This window comes from Aquidulcibacter sp., from assembly GCF_049239865.1.
GTDB lineage: Bacteria > Pseudomonadota > Alphaproteobacteria > Caulobacterales > Aquidulcibacteraceae > Aquidulcibacter.
On sequence record NZ_JBMLTR010000007.1, the window covers coordinates 1 to 20,968 of the forward strand.

The 20,968-nt window shown below is 58.6% G+C and carries 21 protein-coding genes; 8 read left to right on the forward strand and 13 right to left on the reverse strand.

The window, feature by feature from the left end:
• Positions 1–147: 147 nt before the first annotated feature.
• Positions 148–855, forward strand: a complete 708-nt coding sequence (locus ACOVRA_RS00345) for an HAD-IB family hydrolase (RefSeq protein ID WP_421718588.1) — start codon at positions 148–150, stop codon at positions 853–855.
• Between the two features lie 70 nt (positions 856–925).
• The gene (locus ACOVRA_RS00350) at positions 926–1,906 is read left to right on the forward strand and encodes a mitochondrial fission ELM1 family protein (protein WP_421718589.1); all 981 of its coding nucleotides are present in this window, start codon (positions 926–928) and stop codon (positions 1,904–1,906) included.
• A 12-nt stretch (positions 1,907–1,918) separates the two neighbouring features.
• Here the strand turns inward: ACOVRA_RS00350 and ACOVRA_RS00355 are convergent, their stop codons facing one another.
• Both ACOVRA_RS00355 and ACOVRA_RS00360 read right to left on the reverse strand, forming a co-directional pair.
• On the reverse strand, positions 1,919–2,566 hold the full coding sequence (locus tag ACOVRA_RS00355) for an NrsF family protein (protein ID WP_421718590.1): 648 nt from the start codon (positions 2,564–2,566) through the stop codon (positions 1,919–1,921).
• Positions 2,563–3,117, reverse strand: a complete 555-nt coding sequence (locus tag ACOVRA_RS00360) for a sigma-70 family RNA polymerase sigma factor (protein ID WP_421718591.1) — start codon at positions 3,115–3,117, stop codon at positions 2,563–2,565. Before ACOVRA_RS00360 ends, ACOVRA_RS00355 begins: the two co-directional genes overlap by 4 nt.
• A 133-nt stretch (positions 3,118–3,250) precedes the next feature.
• On the opposite strand from ACOVRA_RS00360, the gene ACOVRA_RS00365 reads away from it, so the two are divergent.
• Positions 3,251–3,811: a GNAT family N-acetyltransferase gene (locus ACOVRA_RS00365; RefSeq protein WP_290805621.1), complete on the forward strand. Its 561-nt coding sequence runs from the start codon at positions 3,251–3,253 to the stop codon at positions 3,809–3,811.
• Between the two features lie 19 nt (positions 3,812–3,830).
• Here ACOVRA_RS00365 and ACOVRA_RS00370 read toward each other — a convergent pair whose 3' ends face one another.
• From ACOVRA_RS00370 to purD, 4 genes are all read right to left on the reverse strand, one after another.
• A complete protein-coding gene (locus ACOVRA_RS00370; RefSeq protein WP_421718592.1) occupies positions 3,831–4,826 on the reverse strand; it encodes a CorA family divalent cation transporter in 996 nt (331 codons plus the stop codon).
• A gap of 84 nt (positions 4,827–4,910) precedes the next feature.
• Entirely contained in the window at positions 4,911–5,816 is a 906-nt protein-coding gene (locus ACOVRA_RS00375) for a response regulator (protein ID WP_421718593.1), read from the reverse strand.
• A 126-nt stretch (positions 5,817–5,942) separates the two neighbouring features.
• On the reverse strand, positions 5,943–7,016 hold the full coding sequence (locus ACOVRA_RS00380) for a phosphotransferase family protein (protein WP_421718695.1): 1,074 nt from the start codon (positions 7,014–7,016) through the stop codon (positions 5,943–5,945).
• A 113-nt stretch (positions 7,017–7,129) separates the two neighbouring features.
• Positions 7,130–8,410, reverse strand: coding sequence for a phosphoribosylamine--glycine ligase (gene purD, locus ACOVRA_RS00385; RefSeq protein ID WP_421718594.1), 1,281 nt, complete (start codon positions 8,408–8,410; stop codon positions 7,130–7,132).
• Between the two features lie 282 nt (positions 8,411–8,692).
• Between purD and ACOVRA_RS00390 the strand changes: the two genes are divergently transcribed.
• From ACOVRA_RS00390 to ACOVRA_RS00405, 4 genes are read left to right on the forward strand one after another with little or no spacing between them, the layout of a single operon-like run.
• A complete protein-coding gene (locus ACOVRA_RS00390) occupies positions 8,693–10,087 on the forward strand; it encodes a hypothetical protein (protein ID WP_421718595.1) in 1,395 nt (464 codons plus the stop codon).
• A gap of 43 nt (positions 10,088–10,130) precedes the next feature.
• Positions 10,131–10,517: a fluoride efflux transporter CrcB gene (crcB, locus tag ACOVRA_RS00395; RefSeq protein WP_421718596.1), complete on the forward strand. Its 387-nt coding sequence runs from the start codon at positions 10,131–10,133 to the stop codon at positions 10,515–10,517.
• Positions 10,518–10,526: 9 nt separating this feature from the next.
• Positions 10,527–11,537, forward strand: coding sequence for an RluA family pseudouridine synthase (locus ACOVRA_RS00400; protein WP_290805606.1), 1,011 nt, complete (start codon positions 10,527–10,529; stop codon positions 11,535–11,537).
• A complete protein-coding gene (locus ACOVRA_RS00405) occupies positions 11,534–12,205 on the forward strand; it encodes an HAD-IA family hydrolase (RefSeq protein ID WP_421718597.1) in 672 nt (223 codons plus the stop codon). Before ACOVRA_RS00400 ends, ACOVRA_RS00405 begins: the two co-directional genes overlap by 4 nt.
• Here the strand turns inward: ACOVRA_RS00405 and ACOVRA_RS00410 are convergent.
• Complete coding sequence (locus ACOVRA_RS00410) at positions 12,202–12,996, reverse strand: ion transporter (RefSeq protein WP_421718598.1); 795 nt, start codon at positions 12,994–12,996, stop codon at positions 12,202–12,204. The genes ACOVRA_RS00405 and ACOVRA_RS00410 overlap by 4 nt on opposite strands.
• Before the next feature lie 150 nt (positions 12,997–13,146).
• On the opposite strand from ACOVRA_RS00410, the gene ACOVRA_RS00415 reads away from it, so the two are divergent.
• The gene (locus tag ACOVRA_RS00415; protein WP_421718600.1) at positions 13,147–13,854 is read left to right on the forward strand and encodes an ATP12 family chaperone protein; all 708 of its coding nucleotides are present in this window, start codon (positions 13,147–13,149) and stop codon (positions 13,852–13,854) included.
• Positions 13,855–13,862: 8 nt separating this feature from the next.
• Here the strand turns inward: ACOVRA_RS00415 and recG are convergent, their stop codons facing one another.
• The 6 genes from recG to rplQ all read right to left on the reverse strand — a co-directional run bounded on the left by recG (position 13,863) and on the right by rplQ (position 20,951).
• A complete protein-coding gene (gene recG / locus ACOVRA_RS00420) occupies positions 13,863–15,944 on the reverse strand; it encodes an ATP-dependent DNA helicase RecG (protein WP_421718601.1) in 2,082 nt (693 codons plus the stop codon).
• Between the two features lie 35 nt (positions 15,945–15,979).
• Positions 15,980–16,876, reverse strand: coding sequence for an acyl-CoA thioesterase (locus ACOVRA_RS00425; protein WP_421718602.1), 897 nt, complete (start codon positions 16,874–16,876; stop codon positions 15,980–15,982).
• A gap of 178 nt (positions 16,877–17,054) precedes the next feature.
• A complete protein-coding gene (locus ACOVRA_RS00430) occupies positions 17,055–18,356 on the reverse strand; it encodes a replication-associated recombination protein A (RefSeq protein WP_421718603.1) in 1,302 nt (433 codons plus the stop codon).
• Positions 18,353–19,783, reverse strand: a complete 1,431-nt coding sequence (locus tag ACOVRA_RS00435) for a Do family serine endopeptidase (protein ID WP_421718604.1) — start codon at positions 19,781–19,783, stop codon at positions 18,353–18,355. Before ACOVRA_RS00435 ends, ACOVRA_RS00430 begins: the two co-directional genes overlap by 4 nt.
• A gap of 121 nt (positions 19,784–19,904) precedes the next feature.
• On the reverse strand, positions 19,905–20,444 hold the full coding sequence (locus tag ACOVRA_RS00440; RefSeq protein WP_421718605.1) for a pseudouridine synthase: 540 nt from the start codon (positions 20,442–20,444) through the stop codon (positions 19,905–19,907).
• Between the two features lie 102 nt (positions 20,445–20,546).
• The gene (rplQ, locus tag ACOVRA_RS00445) at positions 20,547–20,951 is read right to left on the reverse strand and encodes a 50S ribosomal protein L17 (protein ID WP_313587089.1); all 405 of its coding nucleotides are present in this window, start codon (positions 20,949–20,951) and stop codon (positions 20,547–20,549) included.
• Positions 20,952–20,968: the final 17 nt, after the last annotated feature.

The following is a 20,968-nucleotide window of genomic DNA, read 5'->3' on the forward strand; positions in this document are numbered from 1 at the left end:
AGTTGGTCAAGGGCGCGGTGTTTAAGGGCCAAAAGCGGCTCTGGCAAGACGTGGTTTGCAGGCGGCCCTGCAGCTTCTGTGTGCTTTCTCCGAAAGCTGTGTGAGTTGACTGGCAGGATGGGTAGAAATCTGCCTAAAGGACAGACCATGACTGAGCCAGAAACAGCCCCTGCTAATCAGAAAGCGGCGCGCCCTATCGCAGCCTTTGATGTCGATGGCACGCTGACTTGGGCGGATTCTTATCTGTTGTTCTTGCGCTTTGTTGCCGGCCGCTTTGGCTTTGTGCTCAAAATGGTGCAGCTGATCCCGATCTTTATTGCCTATCGTGTCGGCGCAGTGCCGCGCAGCGCGGTGAAAGAGAAGACGCTGACTGTGTTTCTGGCGGGCATGTCGGCTGCGGATTATTTGGCGAGATGCCGCGCGTTTGCGCAGATGATTTACCCCATCATTGCGCGGCCAGATGCGCTTGTGCGCCTGCGAGCCCATGTGGGGGTGCGCGATGAAGTGGCGCTGGTTTCAGCCTCACTGCGCGATTATTTGGCGGTCTGGGCAGAGGACCTCCACGTTGAGCATGTGTTGGCGACCGAGATTGAGATCGTCAATGGGCGGCTGACGGGAAGGTTGTTAGGCGACAATTGCTGGGGGCCGGGCAAGCTTGCCGCCATCCGAGCCGCGTTTGGCACCGCGCCGCTGGTGGCGGCCTATGGCGATACACGTGGTGATCAGGAGATGTTGGCAGCCGCCCAAAACCCTGGCTTTCGCATCTTTGAAGAGGCTCCACGCGACCGACTAACTCAATTGTTTTCGCTTTATGCTGGGAAACATATGGAACGTACGCTGACGAATCGGCTTTAGTACGCTTGAGTAGCCTAGGGGTTGCCTTGCGGTAGTCTGCGTACATGGCGCAATTTCGGAGAGAGAAAGCATGGAAGGTCATGAAGTCTCGGTCTGGTGTGTCTCCGATGGGCGAACCGGAATTGAACGCCAGACCTTAGCTATCGCCCATGCTTTGAGCGAGCGCGTCCCCACCAGGATCAAACTTCTTCGTCTGCAACCGACCGGATTTCAAGTCTCCCTACCACCCAGCTTGTGGCTGATGCCAAAGGCCGCCCTGCCCATTGAACAGGCCGCACGCTTACAAGCCCCTTGGCCCGATGTCTGGATTGCCAATGGCAGGCGTTCCATCCCCTATTCCATGCGCATGCGGAAGTGGAGCGCGGGTCAAAGCCTTGTGGTACAATTGCAAGACCCACGCATAAGCCCCAAACGCTTTGATTTGGTCGCCCCTCCCCAGCATGATGGGGTACGGGGCGACAATGTGATAACCACCCTTGGCGCGCCCGTGTGGTATACCCAGAAGCAAATTGACACCGCCCTCGCCCAGATCCCAGAGCCACGCCACCTCGGCAAGCGGAAGGTGATGGTGATTTTGGGCGGCACGTCTAAACGCCATCAACTCAGCCTCGCGCGTGCCCACGCCATCGTGGCCGAGCTGCAAAGGCTGGCCCATCAAGATGTGCATTTGATGATCACCACCTCGCGGCGGACCCCAAAACCGGCTGAAGATTTGTTCCGCGCCTTTGCCTTCACATCGGGCGCAGACTTCTTTGCCAATGAAGCGCGCGATGGGCCCAATCCCTATTTGGCTTGGTTGGCACAAGCTGAGGCGGCCTTGGTGACCGAGGATTCGACGAATATGATGACCGATGTCGCGTTCTTTGGCATCCCCATGCATCTGATTAAGTTGGAAGGCGGGGATGCCAAATTCGACCGCTTGCACACAGCCTTTATCGAGAGGGGCGCAGCGCGCTGGTTTAATGGCAGCCTGACATCTTGGTCATACGAACCCATTCGCGATGCGATGGCGATAGCCGAAGCCATTCAGGCGCGCTTGATCACGCCTTAGCGCGATCGGCCCTTACCAACGCAACAAACGTGCGCCGGCCAACGCACCCAGTGCCGAGGCCAGCCCTATGCCCGCGACATACCAAATGGTGACAAAACTGACGGAGTCGACCGAGCAGAACATGGCATAAATCATCGCCCCTACCCCACCAGACAATGCCCCAATCGCGGCCCCCGCCAAGGCCAATCGCGTGGGTGCAGCCTCTCGCATTGCCCAGACGAGCAGCATAGCCGTTGGCAAGCCGCAGATGGGGATCAAGATGATACACCAGGGAAAGCCACCGCCCGTAAATGCTGCAAACCGATGCCCCGGCTCTGTTGCCATCAAGGTGATGAGGCCAATCGCTACCGCAGATAAAACCACCAGAATCAGCGGCATCATCAGACGCCGGATGGTGCCTGTGGCCCCGCCAATTGGTTTGGCAAGGCGCATCGCCAGCCCGCCTGCAAATGTCGCGATCAGAGCGGAGAAGCCCGCCTTCATAGCAACCATCGGCGCAGTGACCCCAATATCTGGGCGGAAGCCCATGAATAATCGGATCATCACCAAACCCAGCACCAGGCCAATAATCAGGGCCAAGGCCACGCGGCGGTATAGACGGCTTGGCTGTGCCGTCTCCGGTGTTCGCGCTAAGGCTTCAATCAATTCATCCGTCTTCATGATAGGTCTCCTGTCGCTGAAGTGCCCACAAGACGCATGAGAGTCTTGAGGCCGCGATGGATGGATATTTTTATGTCAGAGGCACTCCAACCCGTCTGGGCAGAGGCTTCAGCGATGCTCAATTCCTTCAGTTTCACCAACTCAATTGCCGTTCGTTGTTTGGGAGGCAGATCGCCAAGCAAACGGGCGATATCGCGTGTGGGGTCGCCCGCTTCGGTTTCTTCGGCCGATAAGGCGTGTTCGAAGTCCTCAATCGGCAGATCAAGTCCGCGCTTACCCGTACGCCGCCACCGGTCAATCATGCGATAGCGGGCGATTGCATAAGTCCAGGCCAGAAGTTTCTGCGCCGGATCAAACATCGCGCGCTTGGTATAGATGGCGATCAAGGTCTCTTGTACCAAGTCTTCGGCATCTTCTGGTCTTGCGCCTTTATTGCGAAAGAAGGCCCGCAGTCGTGGTGCCAGTCCATCCAGCAAGCAGCGCGTCGCGACGGGGTTGCCGGCTTGAGCGCCCAGCATCCAAGCGTGCAATTGGGTTTCGTCTGGTGTCAAAATCGCCCCTCCCCCAAGCACTACGCGACCACCTATAGGATGGTTACACCCAACGCAGCGGCGAGCATGGCACGATTGCAGAAGCGAGGCTTGCGCTTTTTCAGATTTCCGCCACCTTGCTTCTATGAGCTTAATGATCCGCCGCGCCGAACAAAGTGATGCCCCAGCAATTGCTGAATTACAGCAAACGACATGGCGTGAAACCTATTCTGGCTTGCTGCCTACCCCGGTCTTAGATGGCTTGGCTTTGCCAAGGCTATATCGCACGTGGCGGGCAGAACTCATCCGCCAAGATGGCGATTTAGACCACGGAATTTTCGTGGCCGAAACCGAAGACGGCAAGGCGTTGGGTTATGCAACCTGCGGCGCAGCAGCGGGGCAGGCCGCCGAAATCCTGGGCGATGGCGAAATTCACCAAATCTATGTGAAGGCTTCTCACCAAGGCCGTGGACTGGGTCGGGCTCTGATGTTGGCGTGTTCGCGCTGGCTTTTGATGCGCGGTCTGTTCAGTGGTGGGCTTTGGGTCGTGAAAGGCAATGAAAAAGCGCGGGCTTTTTATGAGTCCATCGGCGGTGAAATGGCTGGTGATAAGCGCGATTCCATGCAGGGCTGGCAAATCCCGGTCGTAGGCTACACATGGTCAGACCTCTATGAATTGGCAGGCCTTGAATCGGAAGTGCCCAGCTGGCTTTAGGTGCCGCTTGCTCTGCCAATCAGAGCCACTTGCCCAGCCGAGCAATCGAGAAAATCACCACTGAGGATGCCACCATCAGACCTGCGGCCCAATAGGGGCCCAGTGGGTCCGCAAAGATGGTCATATGCTCAAAATTCATGCCGAAGGCAGACGCCAACAAGGTGGGCGGCGCGAACAACAGGGTCACAACCGCCATGGCCTTCAAGGTCTCGTTCTGGCGCGCGCTAACAAGGCCTAAGGTGGCATCCAAGAAGAAGGTCAAATCATTGGTCAAGGCTTCGGCCTGACGCTGCAGCGTTTCAATATCGGTCGCCAAGAGGCTCAGGCGCTCTTTGGGAACAGACCAAGCCGAACCATGCGCCAACACAAAGCGCGCCAAGCGCGAAAGGCTCGACAAGGAATCGCGCGACTGGCTGGCCCCAGCCCCCAATTGGCCCAAGCGCTTCAAGATGGTTTCCAAGCGGATGGTGCGGCGGCTGACGAGGACACGCAAATTCAAGTCTTCCAATTCTTGGGCGCTCGCACTCAAGAAGTCTGCCACGCGCTCAACCAAGCTCTCAATCAAGGCGAGCAACACGTCTGGCCCCGTCTCAACCTCAGCCAAATCAGCCGAGGCGCGCCCTTCATTGGCCTCAAAGGCGCGAAGTGGGCAGGTGCGAACCGTGATCAGCGCGGTCTTGGTCAGAAAGAAGCTGACGATCTCGCGCTTATGGGCAATGGGAGGGAGCTTCGATGGCACATCGGCTTCGGCTTCAGGCTTGGCGCGCGCCACGACAGTTCCGTGCAGAACCATCACATCGTTTTCCAAATAGAAGCGCGCTGATTCTTCCAAGGCCGCCCGCTCTGTCTCGGAGGGCGCATCAATGCCGAACGCTTGCTCGACTAATTGCTCTTCAGCGCGGGAGGGATCCAATAAGTCGATCCAAAGGACGTCAGAACCAGCAAGGTCGGCTGCGGTCGGATCATGAAGTATGACAGGCCCTTTGGCCTGACGGGTTAAAATGCTGAGTGTCATACCGACAAGCTCTAGCCCATTTTGCGGCAATGCCAAATTCTGAAACTGATTTGCCCGATAGCGTGGCTCTAATAGCTCAGCAAATTAGGCAACATCGCGCACACGCGTACGCTTGGCTACCGCGCGCTCTAAAGAATCCACCACTTGGTTGGATAGATTGAGGTCCTTGCCCGCCAAATCCAGCAATTGTTTTACCGCATAGCCATGCATCTCGACCATATCTGCCTCAAGATTGTCTTGTGCGGCGGCGAGCGCGACATATTTGAGCAAGGACATGGCCGCGCGCTCCAGCAAGCCATCGCGGATTTTGTGGGCGCGGGCGGCAGTGATCTCACCAATTCGGGTAATGGCCTCGGTCGAGGTTTCTTCAATCGCCTCATAGCCCGCGATATCGATCAAGACTTGAGCGTCGCCCTGCATCAGGTTTCGCTCAAGGTCGAACTCGTTCATGACGGCAATGCGATCTGCCTCACGCCGCTTCAGGCCAGACAAGATTGGATCGACCTTGCGACGGCGACACGGACCAATATAATTGTCCGACACAATGAAGGGTCTCTGCATATTGACTGCAGAATCAATACGTTCTGCGACACCCAACGTGGTGAAGGGCTTTGCCAAAAACTCATCTACCCCAGCATCGCGCGCGGCGATGAGACATTTCTTGGTGCCAAAGCTGGTAATCATAATGATGGGGATGGACGGATTAAAGCGCGGATTCTTGGACCGGATTTCTTGGCGAATGCGTTGCGCCAAGCCGATTCCTGAAAGGCCCGGCATGTTGAAATCTGTGATGACCAAATCAATCGGCTCAGCTTGCAGCGTCGAAAGTGCGCGGTCAGCGCGGTCTGCCGTCGACAAGCGAAACATACCCAGACCATTAAGAATGCTCGTGAAAATAGTGCGAACATGCGTATGGTCATCGACAAGCAAAATGCGCTTATTCGCAAAGTCCTGCGCACTTGATTCAGTCAGTTTCCGAACAGACGACATCACACACCCAAATTACATTGGGCGAATTTCTAGGACCCATTCCATGAAGTAAGGTTTAACTCGATTACGAAAACTTGTACTTCTTGGCAGTCAGGTGCAACATAGTTCAAACCAGATAGAATTCACTTAAGGCGTCATGCCAGCCTTCAAGGCAAACCCATAGGCAGCCAGCGCCAAAGGCCGCACACGGTCAGCATTATCTTGGGCGTGCGCACTTGCCGCCGTGCCATCGCGAACCCGCCCCACGATGCCTTGAATAATCCCGGCCAAGCGGAACATGTTATAGGCAAAGTACCAATCGATATTCTCAATGCTTTTGCGGCCAGTCCCTTGGCAATAAAGCTCAATATAGCGCTCCATTGACGGAATACCCAGCGCCTCCAAATCTAGCCCAGCAAGCCCCGAGCGTTGGCCCGACGGCATCACCCAATTCATCAAATGATAGGTGAAGTCACCCAAGGGATCGCCCAAAGTCGAGAGCTCCCAATCCAACACGGCCAAAACACGCGACTCTGTCGGATGCAGGATCATGTTATCAAGGCGGAAATCGCCATGCACGATGCTGGTCGTCTCGCCCTCTGGCACGCTGGTCGGCAGCCATTCAATCAAGCGGTCCATTTCCGGGATTTTGATGGTTTCCGAGAGCTGATATTGCTTGGTCCAACGGCTGATTTGGCGGGCAAAGTAAGAACCGGCCTTACCAAAATCTTCCAGCCCCACCGCTTTATAGTCCGTGGCATGCAAGGCTGCCAAAGTTGCGATCTTGGCCTCATAGATGGCGGTGCGCTCGGCTGGTGTACTGTCAGGCAAAGAGCCGTCCCACAAGATGCGGCCGTCGACCGAGTCCATGATGTAAAATATGGTGCCAATCACGCTTTCGTCCATACACAGCCCAAATGGCTTGGCGACAGGAAAGCCTGTTGGGTAGAGCGCAGAAATCACGCGGAATTCGCGGTCCACAGCATGGGCCGAAGGCAACAACTTGCCAGGCGGCTTGCGGCGCAGCACGTAATTCTGCGACGGCGTGATGATCTGATAGGTCGGATTCGACTGACCGCCCTTGAATTGGCGGATTTCCATCGGGCCAGCAAAGCCTTCAACATGGGCTTCCATCCAAGCGTTGAGCGCTACTTCGTCCAACTTATAGCGCGGATCGACAGGCTTGGTGCCACTGAAAATGTCTGCTTCAGCATCGCTCATCATGATGGCTCCCTGTATGATGATTATTGTTGTTCTTGTGAACTTTAACCTGCTTGCCGCGCAGGGGAAGGCTTTTTTCCAGCCGCCACAACAGACTGCCTAAGTTGACGCCTTCATCCGCCTCGGTGAAGCTCGCGCCAGCCGATGTCGCGACGGTGGAAACCCATCGGCCAATCAATCGCATCAACGACTTGATAGGCGGTATCGACCGCGGCTTGTAAATCAGGTCCAAGGCCAATGGCATTGAGGACGCGGCCACCGGCCGCCCGCAGCTTGCCGTCTTCATCGCGCCGCGTTCCCGCATGCAGCAAAACACCTCGCGGGATCGCCTGTGCGCCGACCTCACCCCGGATTTCAGAGCCCTTGATCGGGTCATCGGGATAGCCTTGCGCGGCCATCACCACCAAGGCCGCCGTTTGATCGGACAAGCGGAACTGGGGCGCGGCACCAAGCCTGCCTTGCGCGCAGGCCATGAGGAGGCGCGCTAAATCACCCTCAAAGCGGGCCATCAGCACTTGACACTCCGGGTCGCCAAATCGGGCATTATACTCAACAAGCTTTGGCCCTGTGGGCGTCAACATGAGGCCAGCATAAAGGACGCCGCAAAACGGCATGCCCAATTTCTCCATCGCAGCCAAGGTTGGTTCAATGAAGCGCGCCATGATGTCCCGCACGAACTCTGCTGTGGCGTGGCTTGTCGGCGAATAGGCCCCCATGCCACCCGTATTGGGTCCGCGCTCACCATCAAACGCGCGTTTATGATCTTGGGCTGACCCCAGATAGGTGGCCTGCTTTCCATCACACAAGGCAAAGAAGGACACCTCCTCGCCTGTCATGAATTCTTCAATGACCAATCGAGCACCCGCACTACCAAACCGGCCGTCGACCATCTCGTGGATTGCTTCTTTGGCGGTCTGAAAATTGGGCGCAATCACCACGCCTTTGCCCGCAGCCAAGCCGTCAGCCTTAATGACATAGGGCGCTTGGATGGTGCCCAGATAGGCTATGGCTTCTTCAGCTGAATCGAACGTCGCAAACGCTGCAGTGGGAATGCCTTTGGCCTCGCATAAGGTTTTGGTGAAAGCTTTTGAGCTCTCTAATTGTGCTGCTGCTTTCGTCGGTCCAAAGCAGGCAATATTCTTTTGGGCCAAAGCGTCGGCAAGCCCTGCGGCCAAGGCAATCTCTGGCCCGACGACGACCAGATCTATTCGTTCTGAAACGGCCAAGTTCACAAGCGCAGGAACGTCTTCGGCGCTAACCGGCGCGATGCGCGTGATCGCCGCAATGCCGGGATTGCCGGGGGCGACCAGCAAAAACGTCACCGACGGGCTGTTATTCAAGGCCAGCGCGAGGGCATGTTCCCGTCCACCAGAGCCTACCAGCAATACACGCATCTTTTCCCCCTGCCCGCAGTAAAGCTGGGCTAGGCAGTCTGGCCGATTTGGTCAAGATCAACGTCCTTTTATACAGACTGACTTTGCAGCATTGCGGCCAAAACACTGCGGCTTTTGCCTTTAATCGGTCCCGTTTTACTCGTATGGGGCAAGATGACGCCTTAGAGGGGCGATTTTGCTCATGATACGTGAACGATTTGGCCCTAAACAGCGTTAATGCAGAACCATCGCCCTTTGCCACCAGTGCAGGGGATCGATGGGAAGCTGAAGCGAGGGAACAGCTTGCGTACCAAGGATCTCGGGCCAATTGTGATTTCAGATTTGGGGCATTCGCGTCCCCATTTCTGGACCATTGCGACCGTTGGTACCGTCCACCTCATCCTGTCAGCCTTGCTGCTAACCTCCACAGGGCCGCTCCTCGAATCGAATTTTCTCGACAATGTTGAGATTGTGACTCTGCCGCAGGCCTCTGATCCGGCGCAACAGGCCCCGGTCCCAGTTCAGCCGACCCCAGCACCCGCGGTTCCAATGTCAGAGCCAGCTGACCAAAGTGTCGAGCCACCGTTAGAGGCTACACAATCGCCACCACCACCGGCAGAGACGACGGTGGCACCACCCGTGCCTCTGCCCCCTGCCCCGACCAAGCAAGTGGCACCAGAAGTGCCCAAAGCACCGCCCGTGCTGGCTCAGGCCAATAATCCTAAGTCTGAAGTTGCGCCTGCGCCCGTGGAAGAAGTGGCACCTATTCCTTTCAAGCCAATTGCCGCGCCGCTTCCAAAGCCGGTCACCTTGCGTCCAGCAGCCCCTATTTTGAACCAGCCGACGCCCGAAGCGCTGCAACTCAAAGGGCAAAGATTGAAAAGCGTGACCGCTCCCAGCGTCCAAGCGCCGCAAAATCTGCGCGTGCCCGACGCAGTGGTAGAAGAAGAACAGCCCGCCCCGTATCAACCGGGTGCTCTGCCGACCTTAGCCCCGGCCGCAGCCCCAAATCTGCGTACCTTACCTAACCGTCCGATCACGGCGACACCAACGCAGGCCGCGCCGCTCGCCTTGCCCAAGTCGCAGATCGCACTGCCCAAAGTGCAAGTCCCTCAAATCAAGGCCTCGGACTTGCGGGTCCCAGATGAACAAGCGGTTGCAGACGCTAGCGGCGGCAATGCAGCCGCCGCTGGGGGTGCCAATGGCGGTGGTGCCGCTTCACAGGCCAATGCCCAAGCGGGTGCTGGAACGTCCGGTGGCGTGACCTCGCTTGGCGGCTCCTTTGCCGGCGGTGGCGCAGCCCCGACCGCAAGCGGTGGCGGCTCAAATGGTGGGCAGACCGCCGCTGGATCTGGCGCGCCCACGGGAATCCTGCCGCGCAGACCCGGTGGGGCTGGCGTCAAAACAGAGTTTCCGACAGGCGTTGGCGGCAATTTGCTGTCCAAAATGGCCCGCACCGGCGAATGTGCGCAGATCAATCGCCAGCGCGATGGCAAATGCCCAGACTGGGACCCGATTGACGGCCGGAACCCACGTGAGCAAAAGCCAATCCCGGTAGCCGTGCCAAAGGATGCGGCATCTGGCCGCTATCCCCTTGGCACCAATCCTTTGCCTCTGTGTAAGCCCGGCACCCCGCAGGCGCAATTTGGCCTATCGTGTCTGCCCCGCGATGATGGTCCCGGCATCCCCAAACAATAATCCAGCGCTTGTTTTTTAGCCCGCACCACCGCCATATAGCGGCATGATGCAAGCAATTCTGGTATTTTTAGGTGGTGGTCTGGGTGCAGTTGCGCGCTGGGTCTTTGGGCTCGCTGCTGCGCGCTGGCTGGGTAATGCTTGGCCGTGGGGCACCTTAGGCGTCAATATTCTGGGCAGTTTCGCCATGGGCCTTGTGATGGCTTCGTTGCTGCGCGGTGGGGCCATGCAGGCGGGGGCCGAAAATTGGCGGCTGTTTTTGGCCACTGGGATATTAGGCGGCTTCACGACTTTTTCTGCCTTCTCACTGGAAAGCGCCCGCATGATTGAGACAGGTCAATGGGGCCAAGCGGGCCTTTATGGCCTCACCTCTGTTGTGGTCTCGATTGCGGCCCTGTTTGCAGGCATGGCACTTGGGCGGCTTAACGGGTAAGAGAGCGCCATGTCTTCTCCCATTACCCTCCCCGTTCGCGAAACCGACGGCGAAGTTCGCCTCGATCGGTTCCTGCGCCGCAAGTTCACCACCCTAACCCAAGGGCGGATCGAACAAATGATCCGCAAGGGTCAAATCCGCATCGACGGTGTGCGCGCCAAGAAGGCTGGCGACCGCCTCAGCCCCGGCGCGGAAGTCACTGCGCCACAAGAAATCGTCATTCCAGAAAAGAAGGACGACGGCGTTGTCCGCGTGCGCCTCAGCCCTGAGGATGAGCGTTGGCTGCGCGATATGGTCATCCATGAGGACGAAGACGTGATCGTCCTCAACAAGCCTCCCGGCATTGCCGTGCAAGGCGGTACGGGCATGACTAAGCATCTCGACAAGATGATGGAGATTTTTGCCGTGGATGAACACGGCAAACCGAAACTGTGCCACCGCTTGGACAAAGACACCTCCGGTGTTTTGATCTTTGGCCGCAATCCTGCCGCTACTGCCAAATTGTCCAAGGCCTTCGCGGGGCGCAAAACCACCAAAGTCTATTGGGCCATCTGCCTGGGCACGCCGCACCCGCTTTCGGGCGAAGTGCGCGGCTGGATGATCAAGGCCGGCAGTGCCAAGAACCCGGATAATGAATTGATGCGCCGCGCAGCCCATGGCGAGCCCAATGCCGTGTTTGCCATCACCGATTATCACGTCATCTCGAACGCAGGGACCAAAGCGTCTTGGGTGGCGCTGAAGCCCATCACCGGCCGTACCCACCAATTGCGCTTTCACATGGCCGAAATGGGCTATGCCATTGCGGGCGACCCGAAATATGTGTGTGACCGAGAGCCGATTGGTGGCTTGAGTGAGCAATTGCATCTGCATGCCCGCGCCATCCGTATCCCACACCCAAAGGGCGGGATTTTGAGCGTCACGGCAGACCTGCCACCGCATATGCTAAAGGCGTTTGATGCATTGGGCTTCCAGCAGTTTGAAGGCCGCGATCCGTTTGAACATTTCCGGGTTGATGCGTGACCTTTCGCTTCGCGGTCTTTGATATTGATGGCACCTTGGTGGACAGCCGTGCCATCATCACGGCCTGCATGGACAAGGCCTTTATCGGCGCAGGCCTGCCGCCACCGGGGTTTGAGCGGACACGGCGGGTGATTGGGCTGTCTTTAGCTGTCGGCCTCGAACAGCTGGCACCACAAGCCGATGAGGCGCTGCGCCATCGCATTCTCGAAAGCTATCGCACCGCCTTTTTCGAGATGCGGCAAGACCCGGCTTTCCACTCCCCCGCTTATGACGGGGCCGACGCCCTATTGCGCAGCTTGTTGGCAGACAATTGGGTATTGGGTATCGCCACTGGCAAATCACGTCGTGGGCTGGATGCGATGTTAGAGCAGCATGCTTGGGGCGATTTATTCCAAGCCCATTTCTGTGCTGATGATGGCCCGGGCAAACCCCATCCCCATATGGTGTTGGAAAATATGCGCGTCGTCGGTGCACAGCCAGACCAGACTTTGGTAATCGGCGATAGCGAGCATGACATGGCTATGGCCATAGCCGCAGGTACCACCGCGATTGGCGTCTCGTGGGGCTTTGGCACGACCGAAGAAATGCTAGCCGCAGGTGCTGTCCGCGTAACCCATCAAATGGGCGAGCTTGAAGAAGCCCTCAAAAGCCACGAACTCAGCCTTTAAGGGCGCTTCATCACGTCGCGCAGCGCCTCAACCTCACCGCGTAAGGCTCTCATTTCATTCAATAAGGCCTCTTCACGCGCTTGGGCCGTTAGGGCAGCTGTGGCCACGACATCTTGGGCCTCATCCTGCATCGCCCCTACCACGACCCCGATGAACAGGTTTAACACCACAAAAGCGCTGAACAGAATGAAGGGCAAGAAGAAGAGCATCGCATAGGGATGGTTTTCCAACACTGGCTTGACGATCTCGCCGGACCAGCCGTCCAAGGTCATGAGTTGGAACAAGGTGTAGAGGCTGCGGCCAAGGTCGCCAAAGGCCTCAGGCTCGGTTGCCGCAAACAATTTCGTCGCCATCACGCCGCTGACATAGAAGACCAATACCAACAGCACGATGATGGACCCCATGCCGGGCAAAGCCGACAGCATCGCCCCGACCACACGCTTTAAGCTTGGGATGATGGTGATCAGGCGCAACACCCGCAAAACCCGCAGCGCCCGCAAGACGCTCAACGGTCCTGATGCCGGCACCAGCGCGATGGCAATGATGGTGAAATCAAATAAATTCCAACCAGATTGGAAAAACTTCTGCCGATAGACAACAAGCTTCACCCCTAACTCTGCCACAAAAATCGCGAGCAAAGCCTGATCAAGTCCAATCAGGATTGGCCCCCAACTTGCCATAATGGCGGGTGACGTCTCCAGTCCCAAGACCACCGCATTGACGAGAATGAGGACGGTAATGACCCACTCGAACGGGCGGGATTCAAGGGTTTTTTGAAGTTTGGCAAGCATGGCAGGTTCCTTAAGTGCTCGCATTGGCGTGAACGGGCGGCTTGGGTCAAGGCTTTGTGCGTTCAGGAAATTGTGATCCAGCACACTCGATTTCCCGCCTCTGTCGCTGGTTGCTGGTCAGTCCGCGGCAAACACGATATGTGACCCGCCATGACCACCCCGACTTTGCCCCGCCGCTTTTACAAGACTGTTGATATTGCCCCGGTCGAAACCGGATTTGCCGTGCGCCTCGACAAGGCCACACCGAAGACGCCGGCAAAGAAGCCTTTAGTCCTGCCGACAGAAGCCGCTGCCCGCTTAGTAGCCGACGAGTGGGAGGCGCAAACCGAGACCATTGACCCGTTCGCCATGCCCGTCACAAGGTTGGTGAATGTCGCGTTGGACCGGGCCGGCGAAACCCGCCACGCCATGGTGGGCGAGATCGTCAAATATGCGGGCACTGATCTTGTCTGTTATCGCGCGACGACCCCGGCTAGCCTTGTTGCGGCACAGGCCGCAGCTTGGGACCCTTTGCTGCAATGGGCAGAAGCGCAATTGGGCGTTCAGCTGGTCACCACCACGCAGGCTTTAGCAATCGATCAACCCGCAGACGCGCTCGCACGCATCGAAGCTGCCGCCCATGCGCTCGATGATCTGCGCCTAACTGCCCTTGCCTTCGCCAATGGCTTGGCAGGCTCTGCCATCGTCGCGCTCGCCCTCATCCACCGCCACATTGACGGCGAAACCGCCTTCCGCGCGATCCGCGTCGAAGAAGATTGGCAGGCCGAACGCTGGGGCCGCGACCCGGATGAAGAAAAGATCGCCAATGCGCGGCGTGTCGACTTAATCGCGGCGGAGAGATTGGTTTCGGCCCTCTAGCCCTACCCTTACCCCGTCCCCAAAAATACCTCGGGATCGACTTGATCGAACAGATGCAAGGCCAAGCGGGCGGCAAGGCCGCGTGGGCTGGACAGTGTGGGGTCAGCCTCGACCAAAACCCGCGCATCGCGTTGGGCGATGGCCAAAAGGTCGGAATGCAACGCCGCATCGGCGAGCTTAAAGGCTGGGATGCCCGATTGGCGCAGGCCCAACAAATCACCCCCACCGCGCAGTTTGAAGTCTTCTTCCGCGATGGCAAAGCCATCCTCTGTCTCGCGCAATTTCGCGATCCGCCGGGCACCCATTTCACTCAACGGATTGGCATAGAGCAAGAGGCAATGGCCGGGCTTACCACCCCGCCCGACGCGCCCACGTAGCTGGTGCAATTGGGCGAGGCCAAAGCGTTCGGCATGTTCGATCACCATGACGCTTGCCTCAGGCACATCGACGCCGACTTCGATCACGGTCGTCGCGACCAGAATCTTCGCCGCACCGGTGCGAAAATCCTCCATCGCCTCATCCTTATCCTTGGACGACATGCGGCCATGGATCAGGCGCACGCTGTCGCCAAACATGGCTTGTAAATCTTGGAAGCGCTCGCTCGCCGCCGAGACATCCACTTTGTCGCTCTCCTCCACCAAGGGGCAGACCCAGAACACGCGGTCGTCTTTCTCAATGGCGCGACGGGCGGCTTCGGCCACTTCATCAAGACGGTCGAGCGACATGGCGATGGTCTTGATCGGCGCGCGCCCTGGCGGTTTTTCATCGAGGCGACTGACATCCAAATCGCCATAGACGGCCATGGCCAGCGTGCGGGGAATGGGCGTCGCACTCATGGCCAGCACATGGGGCGCAAAGCCCTTGTCGATCAGGCGCCTGCGGTCGGCAACGCCAAAGCGGTGCTGTTCATCAACGACGACAAGGCCCAATTGCTGAAATACCACGCCTTGTTGGAACAAAGCATGCGTGCCGCACACGGCATGGATGTCCCCATTGGCGAGGCCTTCCAGCACCATGCGCTTATGACTGGCCTTATCCTTGCCGGTCAGCACTTCTAGCCTAAGGCCGATCTTGGCCATGAGGGGGGCTAGGCCCGCATAATGCTGGCGCGCGAGAATTTCGGTCGGAGCCATCAGGGCCGATTGCATGTGGGCTTCTGCCGCGCGCGCCATCGACCAAGCCGCGACCAAGGTCTTGCCCGCCCCTACATCGCCTTGCAGCAGGCGCAACATCGGTGTGGCGGCGGCCATATCGGCCCCGATTTCGGCAAAGGCACGCGTCTGGGCTCCGGTCGCCTGATAGGGCAAAGCCGCGAGCAATGCGTCTGTAAAGGTCCCCGTGCCCACAATGGCGCGCCCTGGCGTGCGTCGTCGTGCGGCTCCCGATAGCTGCAAGGCAATCTGGCGGGCGAATAGCTCATCATAGGCCAGTCTGCGACGCGCTGGGGTACTGGGCAGGATCTCATCCTCGCCGTCTGGGGCGTGTGCGCGCACAAGGGCCGTGCCAAAGCTTTGCCAGCTTTCGCGTGCCACCAGTGCAGGATCGACCCATTCAGCAAGGCCTTCGGCCTTTTGTGCGGCGGCCGCACAAATTTTCGCTAGGGTTCGATGCGATAGGCCCGCGACGCTGCGATAGATCGGCTCAAACACCACGCCCAAATCGGGATCGTCCAGATTAAGAATGCGGGAGGGATGGATCATCTGCCGCTCGCCATAGCGCTCGCTGATTTCGCCTGAGACGACGCGTATCGCCCCTTCAGGCAAGCGCTCAGACAAATAGCGCGCATTGGGCTTGAAGAAGAGGAGCGACAAAAAGCCTGTATCGTCGGACACTTGAACCTTATAGGGCCGCCCCATGCCGCCGGGTTGATGGCGCTCTACCATCACTTCCAACGTACATAAGCGCCCGAGCTCTGCTTCATGTATCTTTGGGCGATAGCGTCGGTCGACCAATCCAGTCGGCAAATGAAAGGCCAGATCGCGCACCATCTCGCCGCCAGCCGCTTTCGCTGCCAAAGGCGCAATCTTCGGCCCCACCCCGGGCAGGGTCGTTAAAGGTGCAAATAGGGCAAACAGGCTTTCAGGACGCATGATGCCCTATGTTTAGCCGAGCTTGGGCGGCCGCGTCACGCGCCACTTTTAGCTTTCATCACCCGGATCAAGCCTTCTTGCGCGACACTGGCCACCAAGCGCCCATCGCGGGTGAAGATTTTACCGCGGTTCATGCCGCGCCCGCGCCCTGCCCAAGGGCTGTCGGTGCAATAAAGCAGCCATTCATCGGCACGGAAATCATCGTGAATCCAAACCGCATGATCAAGGCTCGCCGTCATCAACTCGCCCCGCATCCAGCTCAAGCCATGGGGTCGCGCGCACGTGCCCAGAAGCTGCATATCCGTCGCATAGGCCAGCACCGCACGGTGAATTTGCGGGTCATCGCCCATCGGGGCGACCGCGCGGAACCACGAATTCTGCATCGGCGGCAATTTGTCGGCCTTCAGCCAAGCCGCAGCATCCATTGAGCGGAACTCAATCGGGCGCGGCGTCATGAAAAAAGGGCGGAATTTCTCGGGCACCAAATCAATCGACTTCTGCCGCCACTCCATCTCCGACGGCAATGACTCGGGGTCTGGCATATCCGGCATCTTGTCTTGATGGCTAAGGCCCTGCTCCAACTTGTGGAAGGAGGCGGCCATATTCAAAATCGGCACGCCCTGCTGTTGGGCAATCACGCGGCGGGTCGAGAAACTGCCGCCATCATAATCGCGCACGACGCGGTAAACGACAGGAAAGTCCTCATTGCCGGGGCGCATGAAATAGGCGTGCAGCGAATGGGGCAAGCGGTCTGTCTCGGTAGACTTGCACGCCGCCATCAAGGCTTGGGCAATGACTTGCCCACCAAACACCCGACCCCGGCCCCCGTCTTTGCGCGCGCCGCGATAAAGGTCGGTGTCGAGCGTTTCGACATCCAACAAAGTGGTAAGGCCATGGATCAATTCGTCGGGAGAGGGATGTTGCTCAGTCATGCTGATCAGTTAGGACAATTGCGCTCGCGGGGGAAGTTCGCAGGTGCAGGAGATTGGGATTTTGTGTGGTGTTAGGGGAGAAGCCCCCTTAAGCGTCGCCAGTGGACCGCGCAGCACGAGCTGCGCTTGGGAACGCCTACAGATGCGCAGCTCGTGCTGCACGGTCCTTTCAGCCCCCCTACAACTTCTCCCGCCGCAGCGCGCGCCAGCCTTCCAATTTCTCCACAATCCGTGCCTCTGCGCCATTCTCGGTTGGCTGATACAGATCTTGCGGCCCCATACGATCAGGGAAGCCAGAAAGGCCCGATATGCCGCCCGGGGCGTCGGGATCATAGACATAGCCCGCGCCATAGCCCTGTTCCTTCATCAGCGAGGTAGGGGCATTCAAAAAACGCGCGGGTGGGGGTTCAGAGCCTGTTTGGGCGGCCAAGGCTTGCGCCTTCTTAAAGGCGACATAGGCGGCATTGGATTTGGGCGCACAGGCCAGATGCAAGGTGGCTTGGGCGAGCGCCAACTCCCCCTCGGGCGAACCTAAAAACTCAAACGCGTCGCGGGCGGCAATGGTGACGCGCAGGGCAGTAGGATCAGCTAGGCCAATATCCTCGCTCGCCATGCGCACTAATCGGCGGGCAATGAAGAGCGGGTTCTCGCCGCCATGTAACATGCGCGCCAACCAATAAAGTGACGCGTCAGGGTCGCTGGCGCGGACGGACTTATGCAAAGCCGAGATCAGATTATAATGCTCGTCCTTATTCTTGTCATAGGCGGGTGCGCGGCGTTGCAGGAATTGGCTGAGGCCTGCCCGGTCAAAGGGCTGGTCAAAGGCTGCTTGAAACACCTCTTCCAACAGAGTGAGGAAATGGCGGCCATCGCCATCGGCAAAGTCCATCAAGGTCTGGCGGGCCTGTGCGTCCAAGGGCGCCGTGCGGCCATAATGGGCTTCAGCACGGGTTAGCAGGGTCTCAAGGCCCTCGTCCTCAAGGCGCTTCAGAACAAAGACCCGTGCGCGCGACAAAAGCGCGCCATTAATCTCAAAACTCGGGTTCTCGGTCGTCGCCCCCACCAAAGTCACGGTCCCGGCCTCGACATAGGGTAGAAAGCCATCTTGCTGGGCGCGGTTAAAGCGGTGGATCTCGTCAACAAATAACAGGGTCCCGCGTCCGGTCTGGCGCAATTGGGCTGCCGCCTCAAACGCTTTTCGTAGGTCAGCGACGCCCGAGAACACCGCCGAGATCGAGGTGAAGGCCAGATCAGACGCATCAGCTAGCAAGCGCGCAAGACTTGTTTTGCCTACCCCCGGCGGGCCCCACAAAATCATGCTCGACAGCCGCTTTTGCGCCACCATGCGGCCAATCGCGCCATCGGGTGCCAACAAATGATCTTGGCCGACAATATCGGCTAGGCTTGTCGGGCGCAGCACATCGGCCAAGGGCCTATTGAGGTCTGCTTCCAGTCCCGAGGCCGCAAACAGATCGCTCACAAGAACAGGACCGCCGTGATTTGCTTATCGCCGCGTTGGATCGTGACTTTGCCTCGCTGGCCCCCACTGAGACGGCCTGCAAGGTCTTGCGAGGTTTGGATGGGCTCATCATTGACTTGCAGGATGATATCGCCCGGGCGAAGGCCAGCGCGGGCCCCTTCCCGCGCGCCATCGACGGCCGTGACAATCGCCCCACGCGTGAACGGGTCTACCCCCTGCTCCTCTGCCAAAGCCGGATTGATCGTGGCGACACTGACGCCATCAAAGCTGTGACGACCAGCCAAAACACGTGGGGTTTGGGTCTCGCCCGGAGGGGCCGAGAGCTTGCCACGACTGGTGCGGACTTGACCTTGGCGCTGGAAGGTAAACTCCACCGCTTCGCCGGGCTTGCGGGTCGCGGCTTGATACTTTAGCCCCGAATCGTCGGCCACGGGCGTGCCAGCAAAGGCGGTGACCACATCACCGCGCCGCAAGCCCGCTTCTGCCCCGGCAGAGCCTGGATAGACGTCCGTCACCAAAATACCACCCGGACGGCTGAGGCCCAGCGAGCGGGCGACTTCGGCGTCGACATTCTGGCCCTTAATCCCGGTCCAAGCGCGAATGACTTTGCCGTCCGTGACCGCACCATCGACCACGCGCTTGACCATCTCGGCAGGAATGGCAAAGCCGACGCCAGCTGACGTGCCCGAGCGGGAAAAAATCGCGGTATTCACGCCGACCAAATCGCCATTCATATCCACCAGCGCCCCGCCGGAATTGCCCGGATTGATCGAGGCATCAGTCTGGATAAAAAAGCTATAGTCGGTAATGCCCACGTCGGTGCGGGCAAGGGCAGAGATGATCCCACCCGTCACGGTTTGGCCAACGCCAAACGGATTGCCAATCGCCAGAACCTGATCGCCCACTTGCGCGTTCGAGGTGTCGGCAAAGCGGAGCGCCGTTAGTCGCTCGCCCTTGGTATCGATGCGCAGCACGGCAAGGTCGGTGCGCGGGTCGGTGAGAACGATTTTGGCCGGAAACTCCCGCCGGTCGCCTAAGACGACGACCAATTCTGTCGCGCCTTCGACCACGTGATTATTGGTGACGATGATCCCATCATCGCGCACCACGACGCCGGAACCTTGGCTCTGGCTGGCGCGGTCTGGCATGCGGAAAGCGCCGCCAAAGAAATCCACCGCCACCCGGCCCCGCTCAATCGAGCGCGCGTAAACATTGACCACGGCAGAGGACGAGCGCCGTACGATTGGGGCGTAGGAGGAAATGGCGTCAGACTTGCTGGCCGGCACCACGCGCGGCTGGGCTGGCGTGCTGGACCCTGTTTGAGCGACGGCGGGGGCTGGTTTTTGGCCGGTGGCGACTTGGGCGATTAAGGGCACACCTGTGACGAGGCCCGCGCCCAACGCAGAAGCAGCGATCAATTTTAACATGCCGACCCGGCCTCCATTGGATGTCTGTTTGTTCATGGCTTCTATGAAGGCACCCTTCCTATGAACCGCAAGTGGCTCAATTGTGACAAATCAGTCAGACAAGGCAAGGCCCACGCAGATGTTACAGTGGCATATCGCGCCAGAGGCCGGGGGCAAGATCGCCTAATGCCCAATCACCAATCTTCATCCGCACAAGTCGCAGCGTCGGGTGGCCAATGGCTGCCGTCATGCGCCGCACCTGCCGATTGCGGCCTTCGCGGATCGTCAGGCTGATCCAGCAATCGGGAATGCTCTTGCGCACGCGGATGGGCGGATTGCGCGGCCATAGGCCCGGATCGTCGAGGCGGGAGACTTCAGCAGGCCGCGTCGGCCCGTCATTCAGCATTACCCCTTTGGCAAGGGCTTCGAGCGCCTCGTCGGTGGGGATGCCTTCTACCTGCACAAAATAGGTCTTGGGCAGTTTGAATTGGGGGTCTGCAATGCGTGCCTGCAGCTTGCCATCATCGGTCAACAGCAGCAGGCCCTCACTATCGCGGTCAAGGCGGCCAGCGGGATAGACGCGCGGCACCTCCACAAAATCCGCCAAAGTCTGCCGCCCCTCCCCACCCGAAAACTGGCAGAGGACGTCATAGGGTTTGTTGAACAGGATGAGGCGCGGCATAGGGGGGCTTATAGGGTGGGTTTGTGGGATGGGCAAAAGAATGGGTAAAAAAAAAGCCGCCCCAAACAGGGCGGCCTTTTAATTCGATCAGAGCGCTAAGGCTTATTCGTCGCCAGCAACTGGGCCGGAGTCTTTGCCCTTGGCGCTGACGTCGCGGTCGACAAATTCGATCACGGCGACGGCGGCATTGTCACCATGGCGGAAGCCCGCTTTCATGATGCGCAAATAACCACCAGCGCGGTCGGCATAACGTGGGCCGATGACGTCAAACAGCTTCTTGGTTTGGGTCTCGTCGCGCATGCGCGAAGCAACCAAACGACGCGAAGCCAAGTCACCCTTTTTAGCCAAAGTGATCAAACGCTCCAAAACGGGGCGCAATTCCTTTGCCTTAGGCAAGGTGGTCACGATTTGCTCGTGCTTCACCAAGCTGGCAGCCATGTTGGCGAACATGGCAGTGCGGTGTTCATGTGTCCGGTTCAGTTTCCGGTGTCCGTGACCGTGGCGCATTTCTATTTCTCCATCTG